We start from the raw sequence: 23,049 nt of genomic DNA, 5'->3' as shown, positions 1-23,049 counted from the left end.
GTCCGGTGTGATCGGAGCGAACCCGCTCCGTGACGCTGCAGACCGACGGCTCCCGCGGATCGCGGGGCCGTCGGGTCTGGTCATCTTTGGCGTCACGGGCGATTTGTCACGCAAAAAGCTGATGCCGGCGGTGTATGACCTCGCCAACCGGGGGCTGCTGCCGCCGGGCTTCTCGCTGATCGGCTTCGCGCGCCGTGAGTGGCAGCACGAGGACTTCGCACAGGAGGTGCACGACGCCGTCAAGGAGCATGCGCGCACCCCCTTCCGCGAGGAGGTCTGGCAGCAGCTCAGCCAGGGGATGCGCTTCGTCCAGGGCGACTTCGGCGACGACGACGCCTTCGAGCAGCTCAAGGCGACCATCGAGGACCTCGACAAGGCGCAGGGCACGGGCGGCAACTTCGCCTTCTATCTCTCCGTGCCGCCGAAGTTCTTCCCCAAGGTCGTGCAGCAGCTCAAGAAGCACGGGCTGGCCGATCAGCAGGGCGGCTCCTGGCGGCGTGCGGTCATCGAGAAGCCCTTCGGCCATGATCTGGCCTCGGCCAAGGAGCTCAACTCGATCGTCCACGAGGTGTTCTCCCCGGAGCAGGTCTTCCGGATCGACCACTATCTGGGCAAGGAGACCGTCCAGAACATTCTGGCGCTGCGTTTCGCCAACACCCTCTTCGAGCCGGTGTGGAACCGGTCCTTCGTCGACCATGTGCAGATCACCATGGCCGAGGACATCGGCATCGGCGGCCGGGCGGGCTATTACGACGGCATCGGCGCGGCCCGCGACGTCATCCAGAACCATCTGCTCCAGCTGCTGGCGCTGACCGCGATGGAGGAGCCGCTGTCCTTTGACGCGGATGCCCTCGCGGCGGAGAAGACCAAGGTGCTCGGCGCGGTGAAGCTGCCGAAGGATCTGGCGAAGGGCACGGTGCGCGGGCAGTACGCGGCGGGCTGGCAGGGCGGTGAGAAGGCCGTCGGCTATCTCGAGGAAGACGGCATCGACCCCAGGTCAAAGACCGACACCTATGCCGCGATCAAGCTGGCGATCGACAACCGCCGCTGGGCGGGCGTCCCCTTCTATCTGCGCACCGGCAAGCGGCTGGGCCGCCGGGTGACGGAGATCGCGGTGGTCTTCCAGCGCGCCCCGCATTCACCGTTCGATCACACGGCGACCCAGGAACTGGGACAGAACGCCCTGGTCATCCGGGTGCAGCCGGACGAGGGCGTGACCATGCGGTTCGGCTCGAAGGTGCCGGGGACGTCGATGGAGGTGCGGGACGTCTCGATGGACTTCGCCTACGGCGAGTCCTTCACCGAGTCCAGCCCGGAGGCCTATGAGCGGCTGCTGCTGGATGTGCTGCTGGGCGACTCCAACCTCTTCCCCCGGCTGGAGGAGGTCGAGCTGTCCTGGAAGATCCTCGATCCGATCGAGGAGTTCTGGAGCAAGAACGGCAGGCCCGCGCAGTATCCCGCCGGCACCTGGGGGCCGGCCGAGGCGGACGAGATGCTCGCACGAGACGGACGGAGCTGGCGTCGGCCATGAAGATCGACCTTACGGACACCACGGCCAGCAAGGTCAACAAGGCGCTGGTGCAGGGGCGGCGGGCGATCGGCACGCCGACCGTCGGCATGGTGCTGACCCTGGTCATCGTCACCGACGAGGAGAACGCCTACGACGCCCTGAAGGCCGCGAGCGAGGCATCCCGCGAACACCCCTCGCGCACCCTGGTGGTCATCAAGCGGGTCTCGCGCTCGCCGCGCGACCGCGCCAAGGCCCGGCTGGACGCCGAGGTGCGCGTCGGCGCGGACGCCGGGACCGGCGGTGAGACGGTGGTGCTGCGGCTGTACGGCGAGGTGGTCGACCACGCCCAGTCGGTGGTGCTGCCGCTGCTGCTGCCCGACGCCCCGGTGGTGGTGTGGTGGCCGGTGAGCGCGCCGGCCGACCCCGCCCAGGACCCGCTGGGCGCACTGGCGCAGCGCCGGGTGACGGACACCTATGCGGCCGAGCACCCGGTGCGGGAGCTGGCGGCGCGCGCCGCGGCGTACACGCCGGGCGACACGGACCTGGCCTGGACCCGGATCACGCCGTGGCGCTCGATGCTGGCGGCCGCGCTGGACCAGGTCGAGTGCGATGTCACCTCCGTGGAGGTGGCGGGCGAGGAGTTCAACCCGAGCGGCGAGCTGCTCGCCATGTGGCTGGCGGACCGGCTGCAGGTGCCGGTGCGGCGGCTCAAGTCGTCGGGCCCCGGTCTGACGGCGGTGCGGATGGAGACGACCTGTGGCCCGATCGTGCTGGACCGCGCGGACGGCTCGCTGGCGACGCTGTCGATCCAGGGGCAGCCCAAGCGGGCGGTGGCGCTCAAGCGGCGTGACACGGCGGAGCTGATCGCGGAGGAGCTGCGGCGGCTGGACCCGGACGACACATATGCGTCGGCGCTGCGGTTCGGCGTGGAGAATCTGACCGCCGCGGCGGCCGCCGAGCCCGAAGCGGCCGGTGCTTCCGGTGATTCCGCTTCCGGCGACGCCGGGTCCGGGAGTGGCCGGTCCGAGGGCGCGGCGAAGGGCGGGGCCGCCAAGAAGACCGCCGCTGCGAAGAGGGCGGCGAAGTGACTGTCCGTCAGATCGTGGTGCACCACGACAAGGAGCTGATGGCACAGGCCGCAGCCGCCCGGCTGATCACGCGGGTCGTGGACGCCCAGGCGGCGCGCGGCACGGCCTCCGTGGTGCTGACGGGCGGCCGCAACGGCAATGCCCTGCTGGCCGCGCTCGCCGCCTCCCCGGCCCGTGACGCGGTCGACTGGCGGCGGCTGGATCTGTGGTGGGGCGACGAAAGGTTCCTTCCCGAGGGTGATCCGGAGCGCAATGTCACGCAGGCCCGGCAGGCGCTGCTGGACCGGGTGCCGGTCGATCCCTCGCGGGTGCACGCCATGCCCGCCTCCGACGGCGAGTGGGGCGGTGACGCGGATGCCGCGGCCGCCGCGTACGCGGCCGAACTCGCCGCCGCGGCACGGCCGGAGAACCACGCCGCGGCGCCGTCGTTCGACGTGCTGATGCTGGGCGTCGGTCCTGACACGCATGTCGCGTCGCTCTTCCCGGAGCTTCCGGGAGTCCGCGAGACGGAGCGCACGGTCGTCGGCGTCCATGGCGCGCCCAAGCCGCCGCCGACCCGGATCTCGCTGACGCTTCCGGCGATCCGCTCGGCGCGTGAGGTGTGGCTGCTGGCGGCCGGCGAGGACAAGGCCAAGGCGGCGGCGATCGCACTCTCCGGCGCGGGCGAGATCCAGGCCCCCGCCGCGGGCGCGTACGGCCGCAGCCGGACGCTCTGGCTGCTCGACACGGCCGCGGCGTCCCGGCTTCCGCGGGATCTGTATCCCCCGGCGTAGCACGCGGTTTCGGCCACGGGGCCCGGTTCGCAGGCTTTCGCCTGGCTGCGGACCGGGCCCCGCCGCCGTTGTCAGCTGTCAGCTGTCAGCTGTCAGAGGATGACCTGGTCGGGGTCGGCCTCCAGGGTGGCGATCGCCCTGCGGCATGCGCCGACGAACGCGTCGAACTCGTCCTTGGTGCTGCCGGCCCGCCCCGCGCGGGTGTTGACGCGGAACATCGCGGCCCGCAGATCGGAGGTGATCTCCAGCTGTGCGCCCTTGCCGAGCATGGTGCGGTTGCACAGATTGGCGGTGGAGACGCCCGCGAGGTGCGGGACCTCGCTGCCGTCCCGCCAGCCGATGCCCGCGGCGGAGAACTCCCGCTTCAGCAGCGTCTTGAAGCGCTCGTTGCGTCCGCCGACGACCACGACGCCGCTCGCCCCGGCCGAGGCGGTGGAGCAGCCGTGCAGACTCAGCACATTGAGGCTGCTCGCGGCCATGGAGACGGCGACATGGTCGTCGTTGTGGGTGGAGGTCACATGCAGCACGCTGTTCCCCCCGTTCTTCAGCCCTTCGAACATCCAGTAGTCATGGACGCCGTGGCCGTCCTGAAGCGGCGTCAGGCTGTCCGGCCGGTATCCGGCGATGCCGAGGCAGAGCTCTGAGGTGCCGATCTCGATGCTGCCGCCGTGCAGGGCCATGATCGTGGTGCGGTTGAAGGGGTAGGTCCGGCCGGGGCTGTCGTCGAAGTGCTGATGCCGCCGGTAGCGGCGGGCGAAATCCGTGCCCTCCAGCCCCGCGAGCCGGGTGTAGAGGTCGGTGTTGGAGTCGTACAGGTCATCGGCGGCGTGGGCGGGCGGTGCGGCGACGCCTCCGAGCAGCGGGCCGGTGACGGCGGCGGCGGTGAACGCGGTGAGGAGCGTACGGCGGCTGGTCGATGTCATGCCCACTATGATCACCTCCCGTCGGCCTCCGTGATCAACCGGGCTGCTCCTCCGGGACGGGCTGCAGGAAGGGTTCCAGCACACCGGGGGCCGCGGTGGCCGCGAAGCGCAGGCCCTCGCTCTCCTCCGCGTCGTAGACGTCGTACGCGCCCGCCCCCGCGGCCGTCGTCGCGGTGAGGGTGATCAGCCCCGCCCGCCGCTGGAAGTAGGACTGTCTGACCGTCCAGCCGATCACTCCGCTCCGCTGGAGCGCGACCGTGGAGCGCCGTGTCGTTCCGCTGCGGGCGACCAGATACGCGCCGCTGATGCCATGCCCCAGATTCCGGTACGCGTCACGCGCCAAGAGCACCGCGACCGGCACTCCCACCGCTGTCCATCCCGCCGCGACGGACAGCAGGACCGGAGTGACCCAGACGCCCAGCGCGGCGAGCAGCGCCGCCGGCACCAGCACGGCCATGAGCGCCCAGCGGAGTCTGCGGGTCCGCGCCGCCGGCGGATGGACGGTCAGGGGCGCGCCCAGGGGCGTCGACGCCTCCTTGAGGACCTGTGCCGCGACCTCGTGCGCGGCGGCTGTGGGCACCGCGGGCAGCAGCGCCTGGTGTCCCGCGTGCTGGTGGTCGTCCTCCCTGACCAGCCCGGTGGCGACCGCGTCGAGCCGCCCCGCTCCGAACAGCCGTACGCCGAGCGGCTCGACGAGCTCGACTCCGCGCAGCCGCCGCTCCTCGATGGAGATCGAGCGCGCGGTGAGCAGCCCCCTGCGCACCCGCAGGGTGCCGCCCGGCTCCCGCTCCAGCCGGTAGCCCCACCACATCTCGATCCAGAAGGCGAGCGCGCCGACGACGCCCGCGACGAGCGCCGCGAGAGCCAGGACCGCGACGGTCAGCACGACGGGCGTGGCCCTGAACAGCTCCCGCACCCACTCGACGACCTCTCCCTGCATCCCGAACCACTCGCTGACCTGGAGCACCGCGCCGACTGCCGCACCGCCGAGGACGGGTGCGACAAAGGAGACCGGCGCATAGCGGATCCACCGGAGATCCAGTGCGGCGAGCAGGCCGTCGCGGTGGTGCTCCGCGGCCGCGGCGCGCGGTGCACGGGCGATCAGCTCCCGGCGCAGCCGTTCGCCCTCCGTTCTGGAGACGGGGTCCAGCTCCAGCGTGGACTCGCCGGTCCCGGTCTGCTCTCCGGTGCCGATGCGCACCTTCACCAGGCCGAGCAGCCGCTGCAGCACATTGGCCGTCAGATCGACGCTGCGAATCCGCTCTCTGGCCAGGGAGCGGCGCTTTATCAGCAGCAGCCCGGTGTGGAGTTCGGCGCGCTCGGGCCCGATGCGATAGCGGGTTCTGCGCCAGCGCACATAGTCCGCGCCCACGGCCGCCGCGACGAGCAGGACGGCCCCGGCCAGCACCAGAGCGGCGGCCTGCCCGAGCGGCAGGCCCCCGGCGAGCCCGAAGAACACGGGCAGGGCCGCTCCGCCGGCGACGCCGGTCATGACCAGCCCGGTCACCCAGACGGTACGGGGATCGAGCCGCCGCCACCCGTCGCCGTCACGCGCGGACGGCCCCGGCACGGGCCCGCGGGCGGAGGACTGGGGCGTCGGTCCGGGAACGGGGACCGGTCCGGGCGCGGGCCCGCACGCGGGCGCCGACCCAGACTCAGGCCCTCCGGGTGCCGGCCCCGAGCCGCCGCCGTCAGGGGCAGGCGCGTTCATGTCGCGTCTCCGGGCGTGGCCTGGGTTATCCGGGTCAGCTGCTCGGCGAGGTCCGCCGCCGTTTCATGGTCCAGGCCCTGGATCTTGATCTCGCCCCGCGCGGAGGCGGTGGTGACCGTCACCGTCGCCAGCCGGAACACCTGCTCCAGCGGTCCGCGCATCGTGTCCACGGTCTGGATCCGGGACATGGGCGCGATCCGCCACTCCTGCCAGAACGCACCCGTGCGGACGTACACCGCCTCGTCGGTGACCTCCCAGCGGTGCACCCGGTACCACCAGGCGGGGAAGAAGGCGGTCGCGGCGAGCCCCAGCAGGGCTGCCGCACCGGCCGCGATGAGCAGCCAGCGGCCGGCGGACCCGAGGAACACGGCCAGCACGGCGAGCACTCCGACGGGCACGGCCGCGGTCAGCAGGCACTGCACGCGCCACCAGGGGACGGCCCGCTGGTTCAGCCGGTTGCCGGGCGGTCTGAGCCGGACCGTCTTCTCCCCCGCCATCGGATCAGCGGCCCCGGCGGGCGCGGTACGCGGCGGCGAGCGTGGCCGTCGAGGAGTCGAGCTGGTCGCCGCCCGCTCCTTCGGTCAGCACGGGCTCGATCTTCTTGGCCAGCACCTTGCCGAGTTCGACGCCCCACTGGTCGAAGGAGTCGATGTTCCAGATCGCGCCCTGGACGAAGACCTTGTGCTCGTACAGCGCGATCAGCTGGCCCAGCACGGAGGGGGTCAGCTCGTCGGCGAGGATCGTGGTCGTCGGATGGTTGCCGCGGAACGTCTTGTGCGCGACCAGCTCCTCGGGCACGCCCTCCGCCCGCACCTCCTCCGGCGTCTTGCCGAAGGCGAGCGCCTGCGTCTGGGCGAAGAAGTTGGCCATCAGCAGATCGTGCTGGGCGATGAGGAAGGGCGGCAGATCGTCCACGGGCTTGGCGAAGCCGATGAAGTCCGCCGGAATGACCTTGGTGCCCTGGTGGATCAGCTGGTAGTAGGCGTGCTGGCCGTTGGTGCCCGGAGTGCCCCAGACCACCGGGCCGGTCTGCCAGTCCACCGGGTTCCCCTCGCGGTCCACGGACTTGCCGTTGGACTCCATGTCGAGCTGCTGCAGATAGGCGGTGAACTTGCTCAGATAGTGCGAGTACGGCAGCACCGCGTGCGACTGGGCGTCGAAGAACGCGCCGTACCAGACCCCGAGAAGCCCCAGCAGCAGCGGTGCGTTGGCCTCCGGCGGGGCATTGCGGAAGTGCTCGTCGACGAGCCGGAAGCCGTCGAGCATCTCGCCGAACCGGTCCGGACCGATGGCGATCATCAGGGAGAGGCCGATCGCGGAGTCATAGGAGTAGCGGCCGCCGACCCAGTCCCAGAACTCGAACATATTGGCCGTGTCGATGCCGAACTCGGCGACCTTCTCCGCATTGGTCGACAGGGCGACGAAGTGCTTGGCGACGGCGCTCTCGTCGCCGCCGAGGCCGTCGAGCAGCCAGGTGCGCGCGGATGTCGCGTTGGTGATGGTCTCGATGGTGGTGAAGGTCTTGGACGCGATGATGAACAGCGTCTCGGCCGGGTCCAGATCCCTGACGGCCTCGTGCAGATCGGCGCCGTCGACGTTGGAGACGAAACGGAACGTCAGATCCCGTGCGGTGTAGGAACGCAGCACCTCATAGGCCATGGCGGGGCCCAGATCGGAGCCGCCGATGCCGATGTTGACGATGTTCCTGACAGGCCTGCCGGTGTGACCGGTCCACCGGCCCGACCTGATCTGGTCGGAGAAGGCGCGCATCTTGTCGAGCACCGCGTGCACACCCGGCACCACGTTCTCGCCGTCGACCTCGATGACGGCGTCCCGGGGCGCGCGCAGCGCGGTGTGCAGCACGGCGCGGCCCTCGGTGGTGTTGATCTTCTCGCCGCGGAACATGGCGTCCCGCAGCTCGGCGACGCCGGTGGCGGCGGCCAGTTCGCGCAGCAGCCGCAGTGTCTCGTCGGTCGCGAGATGCTTCGAGTAGTCGAGGTACAGATCGCCCACCCGGAGGGTGTACCGCCCGCCGCGGGCGGCGTCGGCCGCGAACAGCTCGCGCAGATGGGTGTCTCCGAGCTGTTCGCGATGCTTGCCGAGAGCGGCCCATTCCGGGGTCTGGTTAAGTCGCGTGCGTCCTTGTGCGTTCATCTAGGACATCGCCCATTCTTCTCGTACCTGCCTGCATGCCCCGCTGCGTCACCAACCTAATTGATCAGACCGCTCAGTGCGGCCACGGCCGGCACGAAGAGCGCCGCGGCCAACAGCGCGGGGGCGTTCGGCCCCAGGGCCCCGGCCGCCGCGCCGCCGAGCAGTGCGCCGAGCGGCGCACCCGCGACGGCGAGGGTGCGGATGGCCGCGCTGACACGGCCCAGCATCCCGGCGGGGCTGCGCTGCTGCATCAGCGTCGTCTGATTGACGTTCCACACCATGCCCATCACGGCGAACACGGCCATCGCCGCGATCGTCGCCCACAGGGCGCGCACCGAGCCCATGGCCACCAGTGCGCCCGTCTGCACCAGAGCTGCGAGGAACACGCTGCGTATGCGCCCGATCCGGTCGGCGAGACGGCCGGCCGCCAGTCCGCCGACGACGCTGCCCGCGCCGAAGGCGGTGAGCACGGCCGCGTATCCGGCGGTCCCGGCGTCCAGCCAGACGGTGACATGGACGACGAGGGTGGCGATGAGCGCGCCCATGCCGACATTGCAGATGGTGGTGGCGATGCACAGGCCGCGCAACGCCCTGTCCCGCCACAGATGGCGCAGCCCTTCCGCGATCTGGCCGCGCAGGGTGCTCCCGGCGGGTCCGGGCGCCCGCGGCGGCCCCTGTGGCCCCTGTATCCGCAGCGAGGCGATGAGGACGGCCGCCACGGCATAGGTGGCCGCATCGACCGCGTACGGCACGGCCGCGCCCGCCGCGAGCAGCACCGGCGCCGCCGGAGCGGACAGAAAACTGCCCACGATCTGCTGGGTGGTCATCAGCCGGGCATTGGCGCTGCCCAGCGCACCGGCCTCCACCAGGGTGGGCAGCAGAGCGGTGGCGGCGTTGTCGAACACCGTCTGCAGCGCGGTGAGCACAAAGGCCGCCGCGATCAGCAGCGCGATCGAATGGGCGTCCAGCCAGACGGCCGCGGCGAAGCCGGCCATCAGGACTCCGCGGACGAGGTCCACGGTCCACATCGCCCGCCGCTGGTCCACCCGGTCGGCGACCGCCCCGCCGACCAGCCCGAACAGCAGCCATGGCAGATAGCCGCAGGCCGTGACGGACGCGATGAGCAGCGGGTCGTCGGTGAGCGAGACGGCGAGGAGGGGCATGGCCGCGATGCGCAGCGAATCCCCGAACTTGGAGACGGCCGCGGCGGCCCAGAGCCGGCCGAAGCCGCCGCGCCAGGCGGGCGCGTGTTGCTGCGTGCCTTCACTGACCGGTGCCGTTTCCCCCACCCCGCCCCTCCCCGTAACCGGGGGCTCCGCCCCCGGACCTCCGCGCCTCAAACGCCGGCGGGGCTTGTTTTGTCCTCAAGCGCCGGACGGGCTGGATTTTCCAGCCTCGCCGGCGTTTGAGGCGCGGGGTCTGGGGCAGAGCCCCAGGTCAGGCAGCAAAAGGTCCGGTCGGCCACCCTTCGGTGCCCAACCGGACCGCAACTCCTAGATCTCGCCCCGCAGTTTCGCGAGCGCCTCCGCGAGAATCGCCTCTCCATCCGCGTCCGTGCGCCGTTCACGCACATACGCGAGGTGTGTCTTGTACGGCTCGGTGCGCGGCGGGTCCGGCGGATTGTCCCGGTCCTGCCCCGCCGGGAAGCCGCAGCGCGGACAGTCCCAGGTGTCCGGGACCTGTGCGTCGCTGGCGAAGCTCGGCTGCGTCTCGTGCCCGTTCGAGCACCAGAAGGAGATGCGCAGGCGGGGTGCTGACTCGCCTCGCTCAGCCTCGCCCATCGGCCCCGCTCCGACCCGGCTTCCCCGGATCGCGTTGCCACTTGCCACGGTCGTAACTCCCTGCGTGATGGTGCTGCACAGCGTCTCACAGCGGCTGCGCCGCGGGTGCCCCAGTTTACGTAAGGCCCAACGCTCGTCCAGTGATTGGAGTTACACCCCACCCCCGAGACGGGTAAGTCCTGGTCAGCTGTCCAGCTTCATCAGCAGACCGAGTGTGACAATGCACGCGAACCACAGCAGACCGACCACGACCGTGATCCGGTCGAGGTTGCGCTCGGCGACCGAGGAGCCGCCGACGGACGACTGCATGCCGCCGCCGAACATGTCGGAGAGGCCGCCGCCCTTCCCCTTGTGCATCAGCACCAGCAGCATCAGCAGCAGGCTGAAGACGATCAGGGCGATCGAGAACCCCATAACCACGGCTGGACCAACTTCCTCGGACATTGACGGAGTCAAGAAACGGACTGCGGGGGTCCGGGCTGCTTCGGGCATTCCCCGGACCCCCGCAAGGGTACGACGTATCGGCGCTAGCGCCTACTCACTGGTCGTGTCACTGGTCGCGGAAGCGGACGATCTTGACGAATTCGTCGGCGTCCAGCGAGGCGCCGCCCACCAGGGCGCCGTCCACATCGGGCTGCGCCATGATCGCGGCGACGTTCCCGGACTTCACCGAGCCGCCGTACTGGATGCGGATCTTGTCCGCGACATCCTGCGAGTACAGCTCGGCCAGCCGCTTGCGGATCGCGCCGCAGACCTCCTGGGCGTCCTCGGGGGTCGCGACCTCGCCGGTGCCGATGGCCCACACCGGCTCGTATGCGATCACGATGGTCTCGGCCTGCTCGGCCGGGACGTCCTTCAGGCCGCCGTCGAGCTGGTTCAGGGTGAACTGGACCTGCTGCCCGGCCTTGCGGATGTCGAGCCCCTCGCCGACGCACAGGATCGGGGTCAGACCGTGCTTGAAGGCGGCCTTCACCTTGGCGTTGCACAGCTCGTCGTTCTCGGCGTGGTACTGGCGGCGCTCGGAGTGGCCGACCACGGCGAAGGTGCACTTCAGCTTGGACAGCATCGGCCCGGAGATCTCACCGGTGTATGCGCCGGAGTCCTGCGCCGAGATGTCCTGCGAGCCGTACTTGATCTTCAGCTTGTCGCCGTCGACCAGGGTCTGCACGGAGCGCAGATCGGTGAAGGGCGGCAGGACGGCGACCTCGACGGCCTCGTAGTCCTTGTCGGCGAGCGCGAAGGCAAGCTTCTGGACATGGGCGATGGCCTCAAGGTGGTTGAGGTTCATCTTCCAGTTGCCCGCCATCAGCGGGATGCGATGAGTCAGATTACTCATGGAAAGGGTCAGTCCTCCAGTGCTGCGAGGCCGGGGAGCGTCTTGCCCTCGAGGTATTCGAGGCTGGCGCCGCCGCCGGTCGAGATATGGCCGAATGCGTTCTCGTCGAAGCCCAGCGTGCGCACGGCCGCGGCCGAGTCGCCGCCGCCGACGACGGTGAAGCCGTCGCTGTCGAGCAGCGCCTGGGCGATGGCGCGGGTGCCGCCCGCGTAGTCCGGGTGCTCGAAGACGCCGAGCGGGCCGTTCCAGAAGACGGTCGCGGCGTCTTCGATCTTCGAGGCGAACAGTTCCCTGGTCTTGGGGCCGATGTCCAGGCCCTCCTGGTCGGCGGGGATGGCGTCGGCGTCGGCGGTGATGTACTCGGCGGGGGTCTTGCCCTTGAGGTCGGGGAAGTCCTTGGCGGCGAGGACGTCGACCGGGAGCACCAGCTCGACGCCGTTCTTCTCGGCCCGCTCCATGTACTCCGTCACGGTCGGGATCTGGTCCTCCTGCAGCAGGCTGATGCCGACCTCGTACCCCTTGGCCTTGAGGAAGGTGTAGGCCATGCCGCCGCCGATGAGAATGCGGTCGGCCCTGCCGAGCAGCTCGTCGATGACGCCGAGCTTGTCGGAGACCTTCGCCCCGCCGAGGACGACGACATACGGCCGGCGCGCCTCCTCGGTGAGCTTCTTCAGCACGTCGACCTCGGCCGCGATGAGGTGGCCGGCGGCGTGCGGAAGGCGGGCGGGAAGGTCGTAGACGGAGGCGTGCTTACGGTGCACGGCGCCGAAGCCGTCGCCCACGTACACATCCGCGAGCTGCGCGAGCTGATCCGCGAACGCGCCGCGCTCGGCGTCGTCCTTGCTGGTCTCCCCGGCGTTGAAGCGCAGGTTCTCGATGACGGCGACCTGCCCGTCCGCAAGGCCGGCGACGACGGAGCGGGCGGAGTCGCCGACCGTGTCGGTCGCGAAGGCGACATCGGCGCCGAGCAGTTCGCCGAGCCGCTTGGCGGCCGGGGCGAGCGAGAAGGCGGGGTCCGGGGCGCCCTTGGGGCGGCCCAGGTGGGAGGCGACGACGACGCGCGCGCCCGCCTCGGCCAGCCTGGCGATGGTCGGCTGGACGGCGCGGATACGGCCGTCGTCCGTGATGGCCGTGCCGTCGAGCGGCACATTGAGGTCGGCGCGGACGAAGACGCGCTTGCCTGCGACCCCTTCGGCGAGGAGTTCGTCGATGGTCTTCATGGTGGTCACACTGCTCCTTGGGAGGGCAACGAGGGGTCGACGCAAGCGATGGGGCCCGAACGGCGCTGCGCGCGCTGTCCGAGCCCCTTCGCTCACATCGGGATGCTAACGGCCCGGGATCAGAGCTGGCCGCCGACGAAGACGGTCAGGTCGACCAGGCGGTTGGAGTAGCCCCACTCGTTGTCGTACCAACCGACGATCTTGACCTGCTTGCCCTGGACCATGGTCAGGGAGGAGTCGAAGGTGCAGGAGGCCGGCCAGTTCACGATGTCGGAGGAGACGATCGGGTCCTCGGTGTACTCGACGATGCCCTTGAGCTGGCCCTCGGCGGCCTTCTGGAAGGCAGTGTTGATCTCGTCCTTGGTGACCTCGCGGTCAAGCTCGACGACCAGGTCGGTGACGGAGCCGGTCGGCACCGGGACGCGCATGGCGATGCCGTCCAGCTTGCCCTTGAGCTGCGGCAGGACCAGGGCGGTGGCCTTGGCGGCGCCCGTGGAGGTCGGGATGATGTTCTCCGCGGCGGCGCGGGCGCGGCGCAGGTCCTTGTGCGGGAAGTCCAGGATGCGCTGGTCGTTCGTGTACGCGTGGACGGTGGTCATCAGACCCTTGACGACGCCGAAGTTCTCGTCGAGGACCTTCGCCATCGGCGCCACGCAGTTGGTGGTGCAGGAGGCGTTGGAGATGACGTGGTGGTTGGCCGCGTCGTACTTGTCGTGGTTGACGCCCATCACGATGGTGATGTCCTCGTCCTTGGCCGGAGCCGAGATCAGGACCTTCTTGGCGCCGCCCGCGAGGTGCTTCTCGGCGTCGGCCTTCTTGGTGAAGATGCCGGTCGACTCGATGACGATGTCGACGCCCAGCTCGCCCCACGGGATGTCGGCGGGGTTGCGCTCGGAAAGCACCTTGATCGTGTGACCGTCGACGGTGATGGTGTCGTCGGTGTGGGTGACCTCGGCCTTGAGACGGCCCAGGATCGTGTCGTACTTCAGCAGGTGAGCGGTGGTCGCGGTGTCACCCAGGTCGTTGACAGCCACGATCTCGATGTCTGCACCCTGCTCCAGCAGCGCGCGGAAGTAGTTACGACCGATGCGGCCAAAGCCGTTGATGCCTACGCGGATCGTCACGAACCGATCTCCTCGTTGGTATGCCGGGTTTCGATGCCGGCGGCTGTTATGGGATGTCCCCGACCACCCACGACCCTACCTCCCTGAGGGCCCCGGAGTGACATCGATGGGTGCCGTACGTGGCCCGGAGACGGCCCCGCGGTCCATACCCGTCAGTAGGACCGCGGACCGCGGAGCCGCTGTTCAGGGGCGGGGCGCCGGACGGATCAGCGGCGCAGTGCCCGCAGCGCCTTCCGGACGAGCTGGGCGCGGTCGGCCGCCGCGGGGATGTGCTCCAGGCCGAAGCCGAGGAGCACCGTGTCACGCGTGGTGACGGCGGCGTAGGACTTGAAGAGCTCGCCGGTGCGCCCCCAGTCGCCTGCCACCTCGGGGGAGCCTTCGGGCGCGGCCTGGACGGCCCAGGGGCCGAGCGAGGTCTCGAAGCCCTCCGTCTGCTGCTCCGCCCCGCCGATGACCAGGCGGGTGTCGTCGGCGAAGACCCCGCGGCCGCCGAATCCGGGGTCGGTGACGGAGCTGAGGGAGAGCTCGACCCGCTTGCCCGCGTAACGGCTCAGATCGAAGGAGACCTGCCGCCAGCCGCCGGAGGAGGCGGTGAAGCTGTGCCACTCGCCGGTGGAGCCGGTCGCGGTGCAGCCGCCCGAGTCGAGAGTCAGATAGTGGCGCAGGAAGGGATGGCCGTTGACGAAGAACCCGGCGTCGCACTCGGTGGGCACGGCCGTGCCGGTCAGCCCGCTCTCCTCGGGGAGGGTCGTCCAGTCGTCGGCGCCGACCGTGTGGGCCTCCAGCAGCGCATGGTCGTAGCCGGGCTCGTGGTCCCAGTTGAGCGCCAGCCTGAGCTGAGGCCTGTCGGCGGCGGTGACGCCGGTGAGGTCCACGGTGCGCACCAGCCGCTTCCAGTCGTTGTCGGCGTGGGGCGCGGAGGCCATCCAGTCGCCCGCGTACGGGGCGTAGGGGTTTCGCACCCCGCTGTAGCTGCCGGCCTGGGCGCTGCTGAACTGCGGGAAGTCCTCCGCGGACAGGCTGTCGGAGGTGACGGTGTAGGCGCCGGCGGCGTCCAGCGGGTTGCCGGCCGCGTCCGCCAGCGGTCCGGTGAAGCCGTCGAGCCGGCCCGCGCCGATCAGCCCGGCGGCGGTCGGCGCGGAGGTCCTGCTGTACGCCCCGAGGTAGTACTGGCTGAAGTCGTCGGTGAACGCCCGGCCGATTTGGGCGCCGCCGCCCGCTGCCTCTCCGGCCTCGATCAGCCGGCCGCCTTCGTTGAGGTAGTCGCGGAGCGCGAGCTGGGTGTCGCCGCCGGGTGTCCGGCCGCCGGTGTAGTGGACGGCCGCGGAGAAGTGGGAGAGCACGCCGAGCGGATGCGGGACGCCCTGGGTGGCGACGTCCCAGACGGCGGCCTTGCGGCCGGCCGCCCGCAGGGCGTCGACGTAGGTCCGGGTGTGCTGGGCGGGTGCGCCCTCCTCGGCGATCACCAGGGTGCGGGCGCGGGGCCGCTCGGCCACGGTGTAGGTGAAGTGCTCGCTGGACGTGCGCTTGCCGTACCCCTTTCGACCGGTGAACCAGACCTCGACCCGGTCTCCGGCGTCCGCGCCCCTGACCCGGGCGCGGTACTCGTCAAAGCTGATGTTGTCCTCGCCGCCGTAGCGCTCGCCGCCCCGCCATGGCCGGAGCTTCTGGTCATGGACGCGCCCGCCGTTGATGCGGTACTTGAGCTCCTTGTGGCGTACGGACTTGCGTGCGATGACCGACACTTCCTGGCTGCCGCCGCGGGCGTACGAGACGTCGAACGGGTCGACGGTGAAGTCCGGGGCCTCCAGTCCGACGGCCGAGGACGGCCGGTCGGGGTGGAGGGCGCTCTCGGCGACGGAGAGCGCGAAGGGGATGTTCTTGGCGAACTCCGCCTGGATCAGCTTCTCGTCGTCGGGGAAGTTGAAGCCGGACTGGCAGTCCTCACGGTTCCACGGGTCGTCCGGGTCCAGGTCGGACACGGTCTGACAGGTGGTCATCTCCGGGGTGAACATCATCGTCCCGTTGACGTTGGCGGCGTGCCCGTCGGTCTCCCCGTTGGTGGTGTAGAGCTCGGAGGACAGCTGCGGGTAGTAGCCGGGCACCGCCGGGTTCTCCGGGGTGCCGGCGAGCGCCTTGTAGAGCACGTCGTCCGGGGTGGGGGTGGCGACCTGCCAGCCGACGCCGTAGAGGATCAGCTCGGCGGCGGAGTGGTAGTTGATGCCGAAGGTGAAGCCGATGCGCTTCATAAAGCGGTCCATGGCGACGGTCTCGGGCTCGGAGGCCGGGCCGGTGCCGCGGTAGGTCTGACTGGCCGGGTTCGGCGAGGAACCCTCGTTGTCATAGCCCCACTTGTAGGGGAAGTTGCGGTTGAGGTCCACGCCGTCGGCGTTGGTGATCGCTCCGTCGCCGTCGTTGTCCCTGAGGTTCTTGCGCCAGAGGCGGTTGGCGGGGGACTTGTGGGTGTGGTCGTATCCGTCGGGGTTGGCGGAGATGACGAACCACAGCTCGGCGGAGTCCACGACCCTGGTGATCCGCCGGTCCTTGCCGTAGTTGTCGATGTAGTGGTGCATCAGCCGGCGCGTCATCTCCGGAGTGATCCACTCACGGGCGTGCTGATTGGACACATACAGCACGGAGGGCTTGGAGCCGTCCTTGGTCTTCCTGGCGTGCTTGCTGAGCTTGAGGGCGAGGATGTCCTGACCCTGGAGGGTCTTGCCGATGGAGACCACTTTGGCGATGCCCGGGTGGGCCGCGGCGGTCTCGACGATCTCCTCTTTGAGGTTGCCCTTGCCGCCGTACGGCCGGTACACGCCGTCGCCCGCGGCCTGGAGACGGGCCTGCGTTTTGGCCGGGACCTTGCGTTCGGTGACTTGTACGCCCTGCTTCTCCAGCCCTGCCGCCTGCGCATCGGTCAGGAACAGCTCCACCCGCGCGGTCCCCCGCTCAGGAGCCCGCTCGCCCAGTTCATGGGCGTCCTGCCCCAGTGCGAGGAGCAGCGGAACCTGCTCCTTGGAAACCTCCGCGTCGAACACCTTGACGGCATCCGCCGCGGGATCAGCGGCCTTGCCCGCACCCGCCTGGTTCCCGGCCCGGGGTTCAGCCTGGGCGAACGGCGCGGCCGCGAGTGTGCCAAGGAGTAGCGCGCTTGCTGCGAGGATCGATCTCGCCTTGCGTCTCATGAGCCCCCCTTGCGGTTGTCTGCCACGTGAGCGAACAGGAGGACAGGCTCGTCATCCAACATGATCATGTCAATATGGCGTTTCTCCCCCTGCCCGCCCCTTCCCGTAACTGGGACTCCGCCCCAGACCCCGTCGTACGGGGGCTCCGGACGGAGTCTGGGGGAGGTAGCTGGGGGAGCTTGAGGACACGGCCTTCAGGCCGTACAAGGGTCAGCCCACCAGGCCGTCCGCCATCTCCTCCGTGAGGTTGGACTCCGTACCCGGAATCCCCAGATCCGCCGCCCGCTTGTCCGCCATCGCCAGCAACCGCCGAATCCGCCCCGCCACCGCATCCTTCGTCAGCGGCGGATCCGCCAGCGCACCCAGCTCCTCCAGGGACGCCTGCTTGTGCTCCATCCGCAGCCGCCCCGCCGCGGCGAGGTGCTCGGGCACCTCCTCGCCCAGGATCTCCAGCGCCCGCTGCACCCGCGCCCCCGCGGCCACCGCGGCGCGTGCCGAGCGGCGCAGGTTGGCGTCGTCGAAGTTGGCCAGCCGGTTGGCGGTGGCGCGCACCTCGCGCCGCATCCGCCGCTCTTCCCAGGCCAGCACCGACTCATGCGCGCCGAGCCGGGTCAGCAGCGCGCCGATCGCGTCGCCGTCCCGTACGACGACCCGGTCCACGCCCCGCACCTCCCGCGCCTTGGCCGCGATGGAGAGCCGGCGGGCCGCGCCGACGAGCGCCAGGGCGGCTTCCGGGCCCGGGCAGGTGACTTCGAGGGAGGAGGAGCGGCCCGGCTCGGTCAGCGAGCCATGCGCCAGGAAGGCGCCGCGCCAGGCGGCCTCGGCGTCACAGGTCGCGCCGGAGACGACCTGCGGGGGCAGCCCGCGGATGGGCCGGCCGCGGCCGTCGACGAGGCCGGTCTGACGGGCGAGCTGGTCGCCGCCCGCCACCACCCGTACGACATAGCGGGAACCTCGCCGCAGCCCTCCGGGGGCCATCACCATCAGCTCGGAGCTGTGTCCGAAGATCTCCAGGATGTCCCGCTTCAGCCGGCGGGCCGCGATCCCGGTGTCCAGCTCCGCTTCGATCACGATGCGCCCGCTGACCAGATGCAGCCCGCCCGCGAACCGAAGAATCGCCGAGACCTCCGCCTTTCTGCAGCAGGTCCGGGTGACGGGGAGCCGGGAGATCTCATCCTTCACCGCTGCCGTCATCGCCATGGGCCGATCCTTCCATGCATCCGAAAAATACGGTCGTACGCGGCGGCCAACAGCTCCGGGTCGTGCTTCGGAACACCGTCGGGCCTGGCCACGGGCGCCAGCTCCACCGCCGCGCCCAGCCGCTTGGCGGCGTCGGAGAGGGACTCGCGGTCGGGCACGGCGGCCTCGTCGGCCAGCACCACGTCCAGGGCGAGTTTAGGCGCGTGTCGCCCCAAAACCTCCAAATGACGCTGCGGTGAGAAGCCCGCGGTTTCACCGGGCTGCGGGGCGAGATTGAGCGACAGGACCTTCCTGGCCTTGGTCGCCGTCAGCGCCTCAAGCAGCTCGGGCACCAGCAGATGCGGGATGACCGAGGAGAACCAGGAGCCGGGCCCGAGCACCACCCAGTCGGCGTCCAGAACGGCCGAGACCGCCTCGGGCACGGCGGGCGGGTCGTGCGGGACGAGATGCACCGACTGCACTTCGCCGGGGGTGAGCGCCACGGTCGCCTGCCCGCGCACCGTGGCCACCGCATCGGGGCGGGCGGGGTCATGGCCCCGTACGAGCGCCTGGAGCTCCAGCGGCACCGCGGACATCGGCAGCACCCGGCCGTGCGCCCCGAGGAGCTTGCCGACCAGGTCCAGGGCCTGGACATGGTCGCCGAGCTGCTCCCAGAGGGCGACGATCAGCACATTGCCGACGGCGTGCTCATGCAGATCGCCCTTGGACTGGAAGCGGTGCTGGATGACCCGGGCCCAGGTCTGGCCCCAGTCGTCGTCGCCGCACAGGGCGGCGAGCGCCTTGCGCAGATCGCCCGGCGGCAGCACGCCGAGCTCCTCGCGCAGCCGTCCGCTGGAGCCGCCGTCGTCGGCGACGGTGACGACCGCGGTGAGATCGCCGGTGATCCGGCGCAGGGCCGCGAGCGAGGCGGACAGGCCCATGCCGCCGCCGAGGGCGACGACCTTGGGCTGAGCTCCGCGCTTGTGCCCGGAGGGGGCGTGGCCGGTCCTGCGCAGCCGTCGCAGCCGGAGGGTGCGTCCGGTCACTCGCGCCCCATGTCCCGGTGGACGACGACGGTCTCGACCCCTTCGGCGCCCAGCCGGGCGGCGAGCTTCTCGGACATGGCCACGGAGCGGTGCTTGCCGCCCGTGCAGCCGACGGCGATGGTGACGTACCGCTTGCCCTCGCGGCGGTACCCCGCGGCGATCAGCTGGAGGAGCTCGGTGTACCGGTCCAGGAACTCCTTGGCGCCGGGCTGGTTGAAGACATAGCCGGACACCTCCTCGTGCAGTCCGGTGAAGGGCCGCAGCTCCGGCACCCAGTGCGGATTGGGCAGGAAGCGGCAGTCCACCACCAGATCGGCGTCGACCGGCAGGCCGTACTTGTAGCCGAAGGACATCACGGTGGCCCGCAGCTCGGGCTCCTCGTCCCCGGCGAACTGGGCGTCCATCTTGGCGCGCAGCTCATGCACATTGAGGCTGGAGGTGTCGATCACCAGATCGGCGTCGCCGCGCAGCTCGCGCAGCAGATCCCGTTCGGCGGCGATGCCGTCGACGATCCTGCCGTCCCCCTGGAGGGGGTGCGGGCGGCGGACGGACTCGAAGCGGCGCACCAGCGCCTCGTCCGAGGACTCCAGGAAGACGATCCGCCGGGTGACCTGCTTGGCGTCCAGATCGGCCAGGGACTGGCGGAGATTGTCGAAGAACCGTCGTCCGCGGACGTCCACGACGACGGCGATGCGGGCCACATTGCCCTGGGAGCGGGCGCCGAGCTCCACCATGGTGGGGATCAGCGCGGGCGGCAGGTTGTCCACGACGAACCAGCCGAGGTCCTCCAGGCACTTGGCCGCCGTACTGCGTCCGGCGCCCGACATACCGGAGATGATCACCAGCTCGGGGATGGCCGCCTCTGCGGCCTCGCCGGGCTCTGTTCCATTGCCCGTACTCACGTCTGCTGCTCCGTCTCCGTCGTGCTCGGTCATCTCGTGCTGCCCCCGTTGTTCTCTTCCATGATCTCTCCTGTCGCCGTGTTCACGGCGGGCGCGGCCGGAGCCGCTTCGGCAAGCGCCGCGACGACGGACTCCGCCGTCTTGCGGCCCATGCCGGGAACCTCGGTGATCTGCTCGATTGTGGCCTGCCGCAGCCGCTTCACCGAGCCGAAATGCTTGATCAGGGCCTGCTTGCGGGTCTCTCCGAGACCCGGCACGGCGTCCAGGGGACCGGTCCTGATGCGTTTGGTCCGCTTGGAGCGCTGATAGCGGATGGCGAAGTCATGGGCCGTGTCACGGACGCGCTGAAGGAGATAGAGGCCCTCGCTGGAGCGCGGCAGCACCACCGGGTCGTCCTCGCCGGGCAGCCAGACCTCCTCCAGCCGCTTGGCCAGCCCGCAGACGGCGACATCGTCGATGCCCAGTTCGCCGAGGGCGCGCTGGGCGGCGGCCACCTGGGGCGCTCCGCCGTCGACCACGACGAGCTGGGGCGGGTAGGCGAACCGTTTGGGCCGGCCGTCGTCAGCGGGGACCGCGCCGCCCGCCGGGGAGCCCGCCAGGGAATGCGTGGGGGAATGCGCCGCGGCGTCGGCGTCCTCAGGCGAGTCGGCCCCGATCCACTCCCCCGTCCTGTCCTTCTCCGCGAGGTAGCGCTTGAAGCGCCTGCTCACCACCTCGTGCATGGAGCGGACGTCGTCCTGACCGTCGAAGGACTTGATCTGGAAGCGGCGGTACTCGCTCTTGCGGGGCAGCCCGTCCTCGAAGACGACCATGGATGCCACCACGTCCTCGCCCTGGAGGTGGGAGATGTCGAAGCACTCGATCCGCAGCGGAGCGGAGTCGAGCCCGAGGGCCTCGGCGATCTCCTCCAGGGCGCGCGAGCGGGTGGTCAGATCGCTGGCGCGCTTGGTCTTGTGCAGGGCCAGCGCCTGCTGCGCGTTGCGCTGGACCGTCTCCATCAGGTCCTTCTTGTCGCCGCGCCGCGGCACACGCAGGGAGACATTCGAGCCGCGGCGGCCGCCGAGCCACTGGGTGACGGCCGTGGGGTCCTCGGGCAGGGCCGGGACGAGGACCTCCTTGGGGACGGCGTCGCCGCTCTCCTCTCCGTACAGCTGCTGCAGTGCGTGCTCGACCAGTGCCCCGGTGTCGACGGCCTCGACCTTGTCGGTGACCCAGCCGCGCTGGCCGCGCACCCGTCCGCCTCGGACATGGAAGATCTGCACCGCGGCTTCCAGCTCGTCCTCGGCGAGGGCGATCAGATCGGCGTCCGTAGCGTCGCCGAGCACGACGGCGTTCTTCTCCAGGGCTCGCCGGAGGGTCTGTATGTCGTCGCGCAGCCGTGCCGCCTTCTCGTACTCCAGCTCCTCGGCGGCCTCGTTCATCTGCTGCTCCAGGCGGCGGATGTACGTGCCGGTGCGGCCGGCCATGAAGTCGCAGAACTCCTCGGCCAGTTCGCGGTGCTCCTCGGGGGTGACCCGGCCCACACAGGGGGCGGAGCACTTGCCGATATAGCCGAGCAGGCAGGGGCGGCCCTTCTGCACATGGTTCCGGAACACGCCCGCGGAGCAGGTGCGGACGGGGAAGACGCGGAGCATCAGGTCGACTGTCTCGCGGATCGCCCAGGCGTGCGCGTACGGCCCGAAGTAGCGCACGCCCTTGCGCTTCGCGCCGCGCATGACCTGGACCCGCGGAAACTCCTCGTTGAGGGTGACGGCGAGGTAGGGATAGCTCTTGTCGTCCCGGTACTTGACGTTGAAGCGGGGGTCGAACTCCTTGATCCAGGAGTATTCCAGCTGAAGCGCCTCGACCTCGGTGGAGACGACCGTCCACTCCACGGAGGCCGCGGTGGTGACCATGGTGCGGGTCCGCGGGTGGAGCCCGGCCAGGTCCTGGAAGTAGTTGGCCAGGCGCTGGCGCAGGCTCTTCGCCTTCCCGACGTAGATCACCCGGCGGTGCTCGTCGCGGAACCTGTAGACCCCCGGAGAGTCGGGGATCTCTCCCGGCTTGGGGCGGTAGGTGGAGGGGTCGGCCATGTGGCCCACCCTACTTGCGGGCAGTGACAACGGGGGCCGTCGTCTCTGGCTTCCCGGCCCTGGGAGCACGGGGCTCGGCCGGGCCCGGACGCCCGGCGCGGGGGAGGGCCGGGCGTCCGGCGCCCGGGTCCGGCTCCCGGGCGTTTCAGAGGCGCTTCAAGGGCGCTTCGGGGGCGCTTCAGCCCGTTTCCCGGCCGGCCCGTGCCCTGATCCGGCGGGCGGTGACCGCGCACAGGGCCAGGGCGAGGGCCGCGCCCGCCCCGGCCGTCGAGGCGAGCAGGGCCGTGGTGCCGTCCTGGCGTGCTTCGGCCCGCCGCGGCGCGTCCTGCTGCGCGTCCTGCCGCGGCGTGTCCTGCCGCGGGGCGCTTTCCGCGTAGCCGCCCGCGCCGCCCTTGCGGGCGTAGGAGGAGCCGGGAAGCTTGTCCGCGTACGCCTGCTCGACCCGGTCCTGGTAGGCGTCCAGCGTGGCGCCCTGCGCGCCCACCGCCCGCCGGGCGTCGGCGTCCAGCGGAAGCACCTTGGCGCCCTTGTAGACATACCAGGCGTCGATCTGGGGCTCGCGGAAGACCGTGCCGCCGGGCAGTGTGCGTGCGCCCTGCCGGGCGTACCGGATCTCGTCGTCGCCTTCGGCGATGTTGACCACCTGCCACCTGCCGTCGTGGCGGGCGGCCCACAGCGCGGCCTTCCGCCCGTCCGGGGCGACCGCCTCGCTGGCGAGGAACTCCAGCCGTGCCACAGGAGCGCCTTCCTTCCCGGCGACGAAGTCCGGCGCGAGGGTGTAGACGGGCACGGCCGCGCCCTCGACGCGGGGTGCTCCCGCTGTCCGGGCCAGGCCGTCGCGGGCGAAGAAGCGCGAGAGGGTGGCGAGGGTCTCGGGCGCGGCGGCCGCTGAGCGGGCCTCGGCCCGGTCCGCGGCGGAGGGGGCCGCGGGCGGGGGCGGCGCGGGTGCGGCGGTGGCGGTGGCGGTTCCGATGACGCCGAGGGACAGGCAGGCGGCCGCCGCCGAGGCGGCCGAGGCACGGGTGATGCGTCGCATGGTCGTCATCGC

The 23,049-nt window shown here is 70.7% G+C and carries 19 protein-coding genes; 3 read left to right on the top strand and 16 right to left on the bottom strand.

All coding sequences use genetic code 11. From position 1 onward, the window contains the following. The first annotated feature begins 7 nt into the window (after positions 1-7). Genes zwf through pgl form a run of 3 tightly spaced genes read left to right on the top strand, consistent with a single transcriptional unit; the run spans position 8 to position 3,371 of the window. Positions 8-1,531 carry a glucose-6-phosphate dehydrogenase gene (gene zwf / locus OF819_RS01225; protein WP_267241355.1) on the top strand — a complete coding sequence of 508 codons (1,524 nt, stop codon included), beginning with the start codon at positions 8-10 and terminating at the stop codon, positions 1,529-1,531. Next, positions 1,528-2,598, top strand: a complete 1,071-nt coding sequence (gene opcA, locus OF819_RS01220; protein WP_267241354.1) for a glucose-6-phosphate dehydrogenase assembly protein OpcA — start codon at positions 1,528-1,530, stop codon at positions 2,596-2,598. The genes zwf and opcA overlap by 4 nt, the downstream gene beginning before the upstream one ends. Before the next feature lie 38 nt (positions 2,599-2,636). Further along, positions 2,637-3,371, top strand: a complete 735-nt coding sequence (gene pgl, locus OF819_RS01215; RefSeq protein WP_416370456.1) for a 6-phosphogluconolactonase — start codon at positions 2,637-2,639, stop codon at positions 3,369-3,371. 92 nt (positions 3,372-3,463) lie between these two features. Here the strand turns inward: pgl and OF819_RS01210 are convergent, their stop codons facing one another. The 16 genes from OF819_RS01210 to OF819_RS01135 form a co-directional block, all read right to left on the bottom strand. Next, positions 3,464-4,294 carry a poly-gamma-glutamate hydrolase family protein gene (locus OF819_RS01210; protein ID WP_267241352.1) on the bottom strand — a complete coding sequence of 277 codons (831 nt, stop codon included), beginning with the start codon at positions 4,292-4,294 and terminating at the stop codon, positions 3,464-3,466. 34 nt (positions 4,295-4,328) lie between these two features. Continuing rightward, complete coding sequence (locus tag OF819_RS01205; RefSeq protein ID WP_416370455.1) at positions 4,329-5,786, bottom strand: PH domain-containing protein; 1,458 nt, start codon at positions 5,784-5,786, stop codon at positions 4,329-4,331. A gap of 215 nt (positions 5,787-6,001) precedes the next feature. Next, a complete protein-coding gene (locus OF819_RS01200; RefSeq protein WP_267241350.1) occupies positions 6,002-6,502 on the bottom strand; it encodes a PH domain-containing protein in 501 nt (166 codons plus the stop codon). Positions 6,503-6,506: 4 nt separating this feature from the next. Next, a complete protein-coding gene (gene pgi / locus OF819_RS01195) occupies positions 6,507-8,159 on the bottom strand; it encodes a glucose-6-phosphate isomerase (RefSeq protein ID WP_267241349.1) in 1,653 nt (550 codons plus the stop codon). Between the two features lie 56 nt (positions 8,160-8,215). Next, entirely contained in the window at positions 8,216-9,448 is a 1,233-nt protein-coding gene (locus tag OF819_RS01190; RefSeq protein WP_267241348.1) for an MFS transporter, read from the bottom strand. 204 nt (positions 9,449-9,652) lie between these two features. Further along, on the bottom strand, positions 9,653-9,988 hold the full coding sequence (locus tag OF819_RS01185; RefSeq protein WP_267241347.1) for an RNA polymerase-binding protein RbpA: 336 nt from the start codon (positions 9,986-9,988) through the stop codon (positions 9,653-9,655). A gap of 135 nt (positions 9,989-10,123) precedes the next feature. Beyond that, positions 10,124-10,354, bottom strand: coding sequence for a preprotein translocase subunit SecG (gene secG / locus OF819_RS01180; protein ID WP_267241485.1), 231 nt, complete (start codon positions 10,352-10,354; stop codon positions 10,124-10,126). A gap of 136 nt (positions 10,355-10,490) precedes the next feature. Then, on the bottom strand, positions 10,491-11,267 hold the full coding sequence (tpiA, locus tag OF819_RS01175; RefSeq protein WP_267241484.1) for a triose-phosphate isomerase: 777 nt from the start codon (positions 11,265-11,267) through the stop codon (positions 10,491-10,493). Between the two features lie 17 nt (positions 11,268-11,284). Beyond that, a complete protein-coding gene (locus OF819_RS01170; protein WP_267241483.1) occupies positions 11,285-12,496 on the bottom strand; it encodes a phosphoglycerate kinase in 1,212 nt (403 codons plus the stop codon). Between the two features lie 119 nt (positions 12,497-12,615). Beyond that, positions 12,616-13,620 carry a type I glyceraldehyde-3-phosphate dehydrogenase gene (gene gap, locus OF819_RS01165; RefSeq protein ID WP_267241346.1) on the bottom strand — a complete coding sequence of 335 codons (1,005 nt, stop codon included), beginning with the start codon at positions 13,618-13,620 and terminating at the stop codon, positions 12,616-12,618. Between the two features lie 206 nt (positions 13,621-13,826). Further along, a complete protein-coding gene (locus OF819_RS01160) occupies positions 13,827-16,802 on the bottom strand; it encodes a M14 family metallopeptidase (RefSeq protein ID WP_267241345.1) in 2,976 nt (991 codons plus the stop codon). Positions 16,803-17,012: 210 nt separating this feature from the next. Next, the gene (gene whiA / locus OF819_RS01155; RefSeq protein ID WP_240135884.1) at positions 17,013-18,002 is read right to left on the bottom strand and encodes a DNA-binding protein WhiA; all 990 of its coding nucleotides are present in this window, start codon (positions 18,000-18,002) and stop codon (positions 17,013-17,015) included. Then, the gene (locus OF819_RS01150; protein WP_267241344.1) at positions 17,993-19,027 is read right to left on the bottom strand and encodes a gluconeogenesis factor YvcK family protein; all 1,035 of its coding nucleotides are present in this window, start codon (positions 19,025-19,027) and stop codon (positions 17,993-17,995) included. Before OF819_RS01150 ends, whiA begins: the two co-directional genes overlap by 10 nt. Continuing rightward, entirely contained in the window at positions 19,024-19,962 is a 939-nt protein-coding gene (gene rapZ / locus OF819_RS01145) for an RNase adapter RapZ (RefSeq protein ID WP_267241343.1), read from the bottom strand. Before rapZ ends, OF819_RS01150 begins: the two co-directional genes overlap by 4 nt. Continuing rightward, positions 19,959-22,001, bottom strand: coding sequence for an excinuclease ABC subunit UvrC (gene uvrC, locus OF819_RS01140; protein WP_267241342.1), 2,043 nt, complete (start codon positions 21,999-22,001; stop codon positions 19,959-19,961). The genes rapZ and uvrC overlap by 4 nt, the downstream gene beginning before the upstream one ends. A gap of 178 nt (positions 22,002-22,179) precedes the next feature. Next, positions 22,180-23,046 carry a hypothetical protein gene (locus tag OF819_RS01135; RefSeq protein WP_267241341.1) on the bottom strand — a complete coding sequence of 289 codons (867 nt, stop codon included), beginning with the start codon at positions 23,044-23,046 and terminating at the stop codon, positions 22,180-22,182. Positions 23,047-23,049 lie beyond the last annotated feature (3 nt).

Source organism: Streptomyces sp. PR69, assembly GCF_026420845.1.
GTDB lineage: Bacteria > Actinomycetota > Actinomycetes > Streptomycetales > Streptomycetaceae > Streptomyces.
The sequence above is the reverse complement of the archived record's forward strand: the minus strand, read 5'-3'. Positions and strand labels throughout refer to the sequence as shown.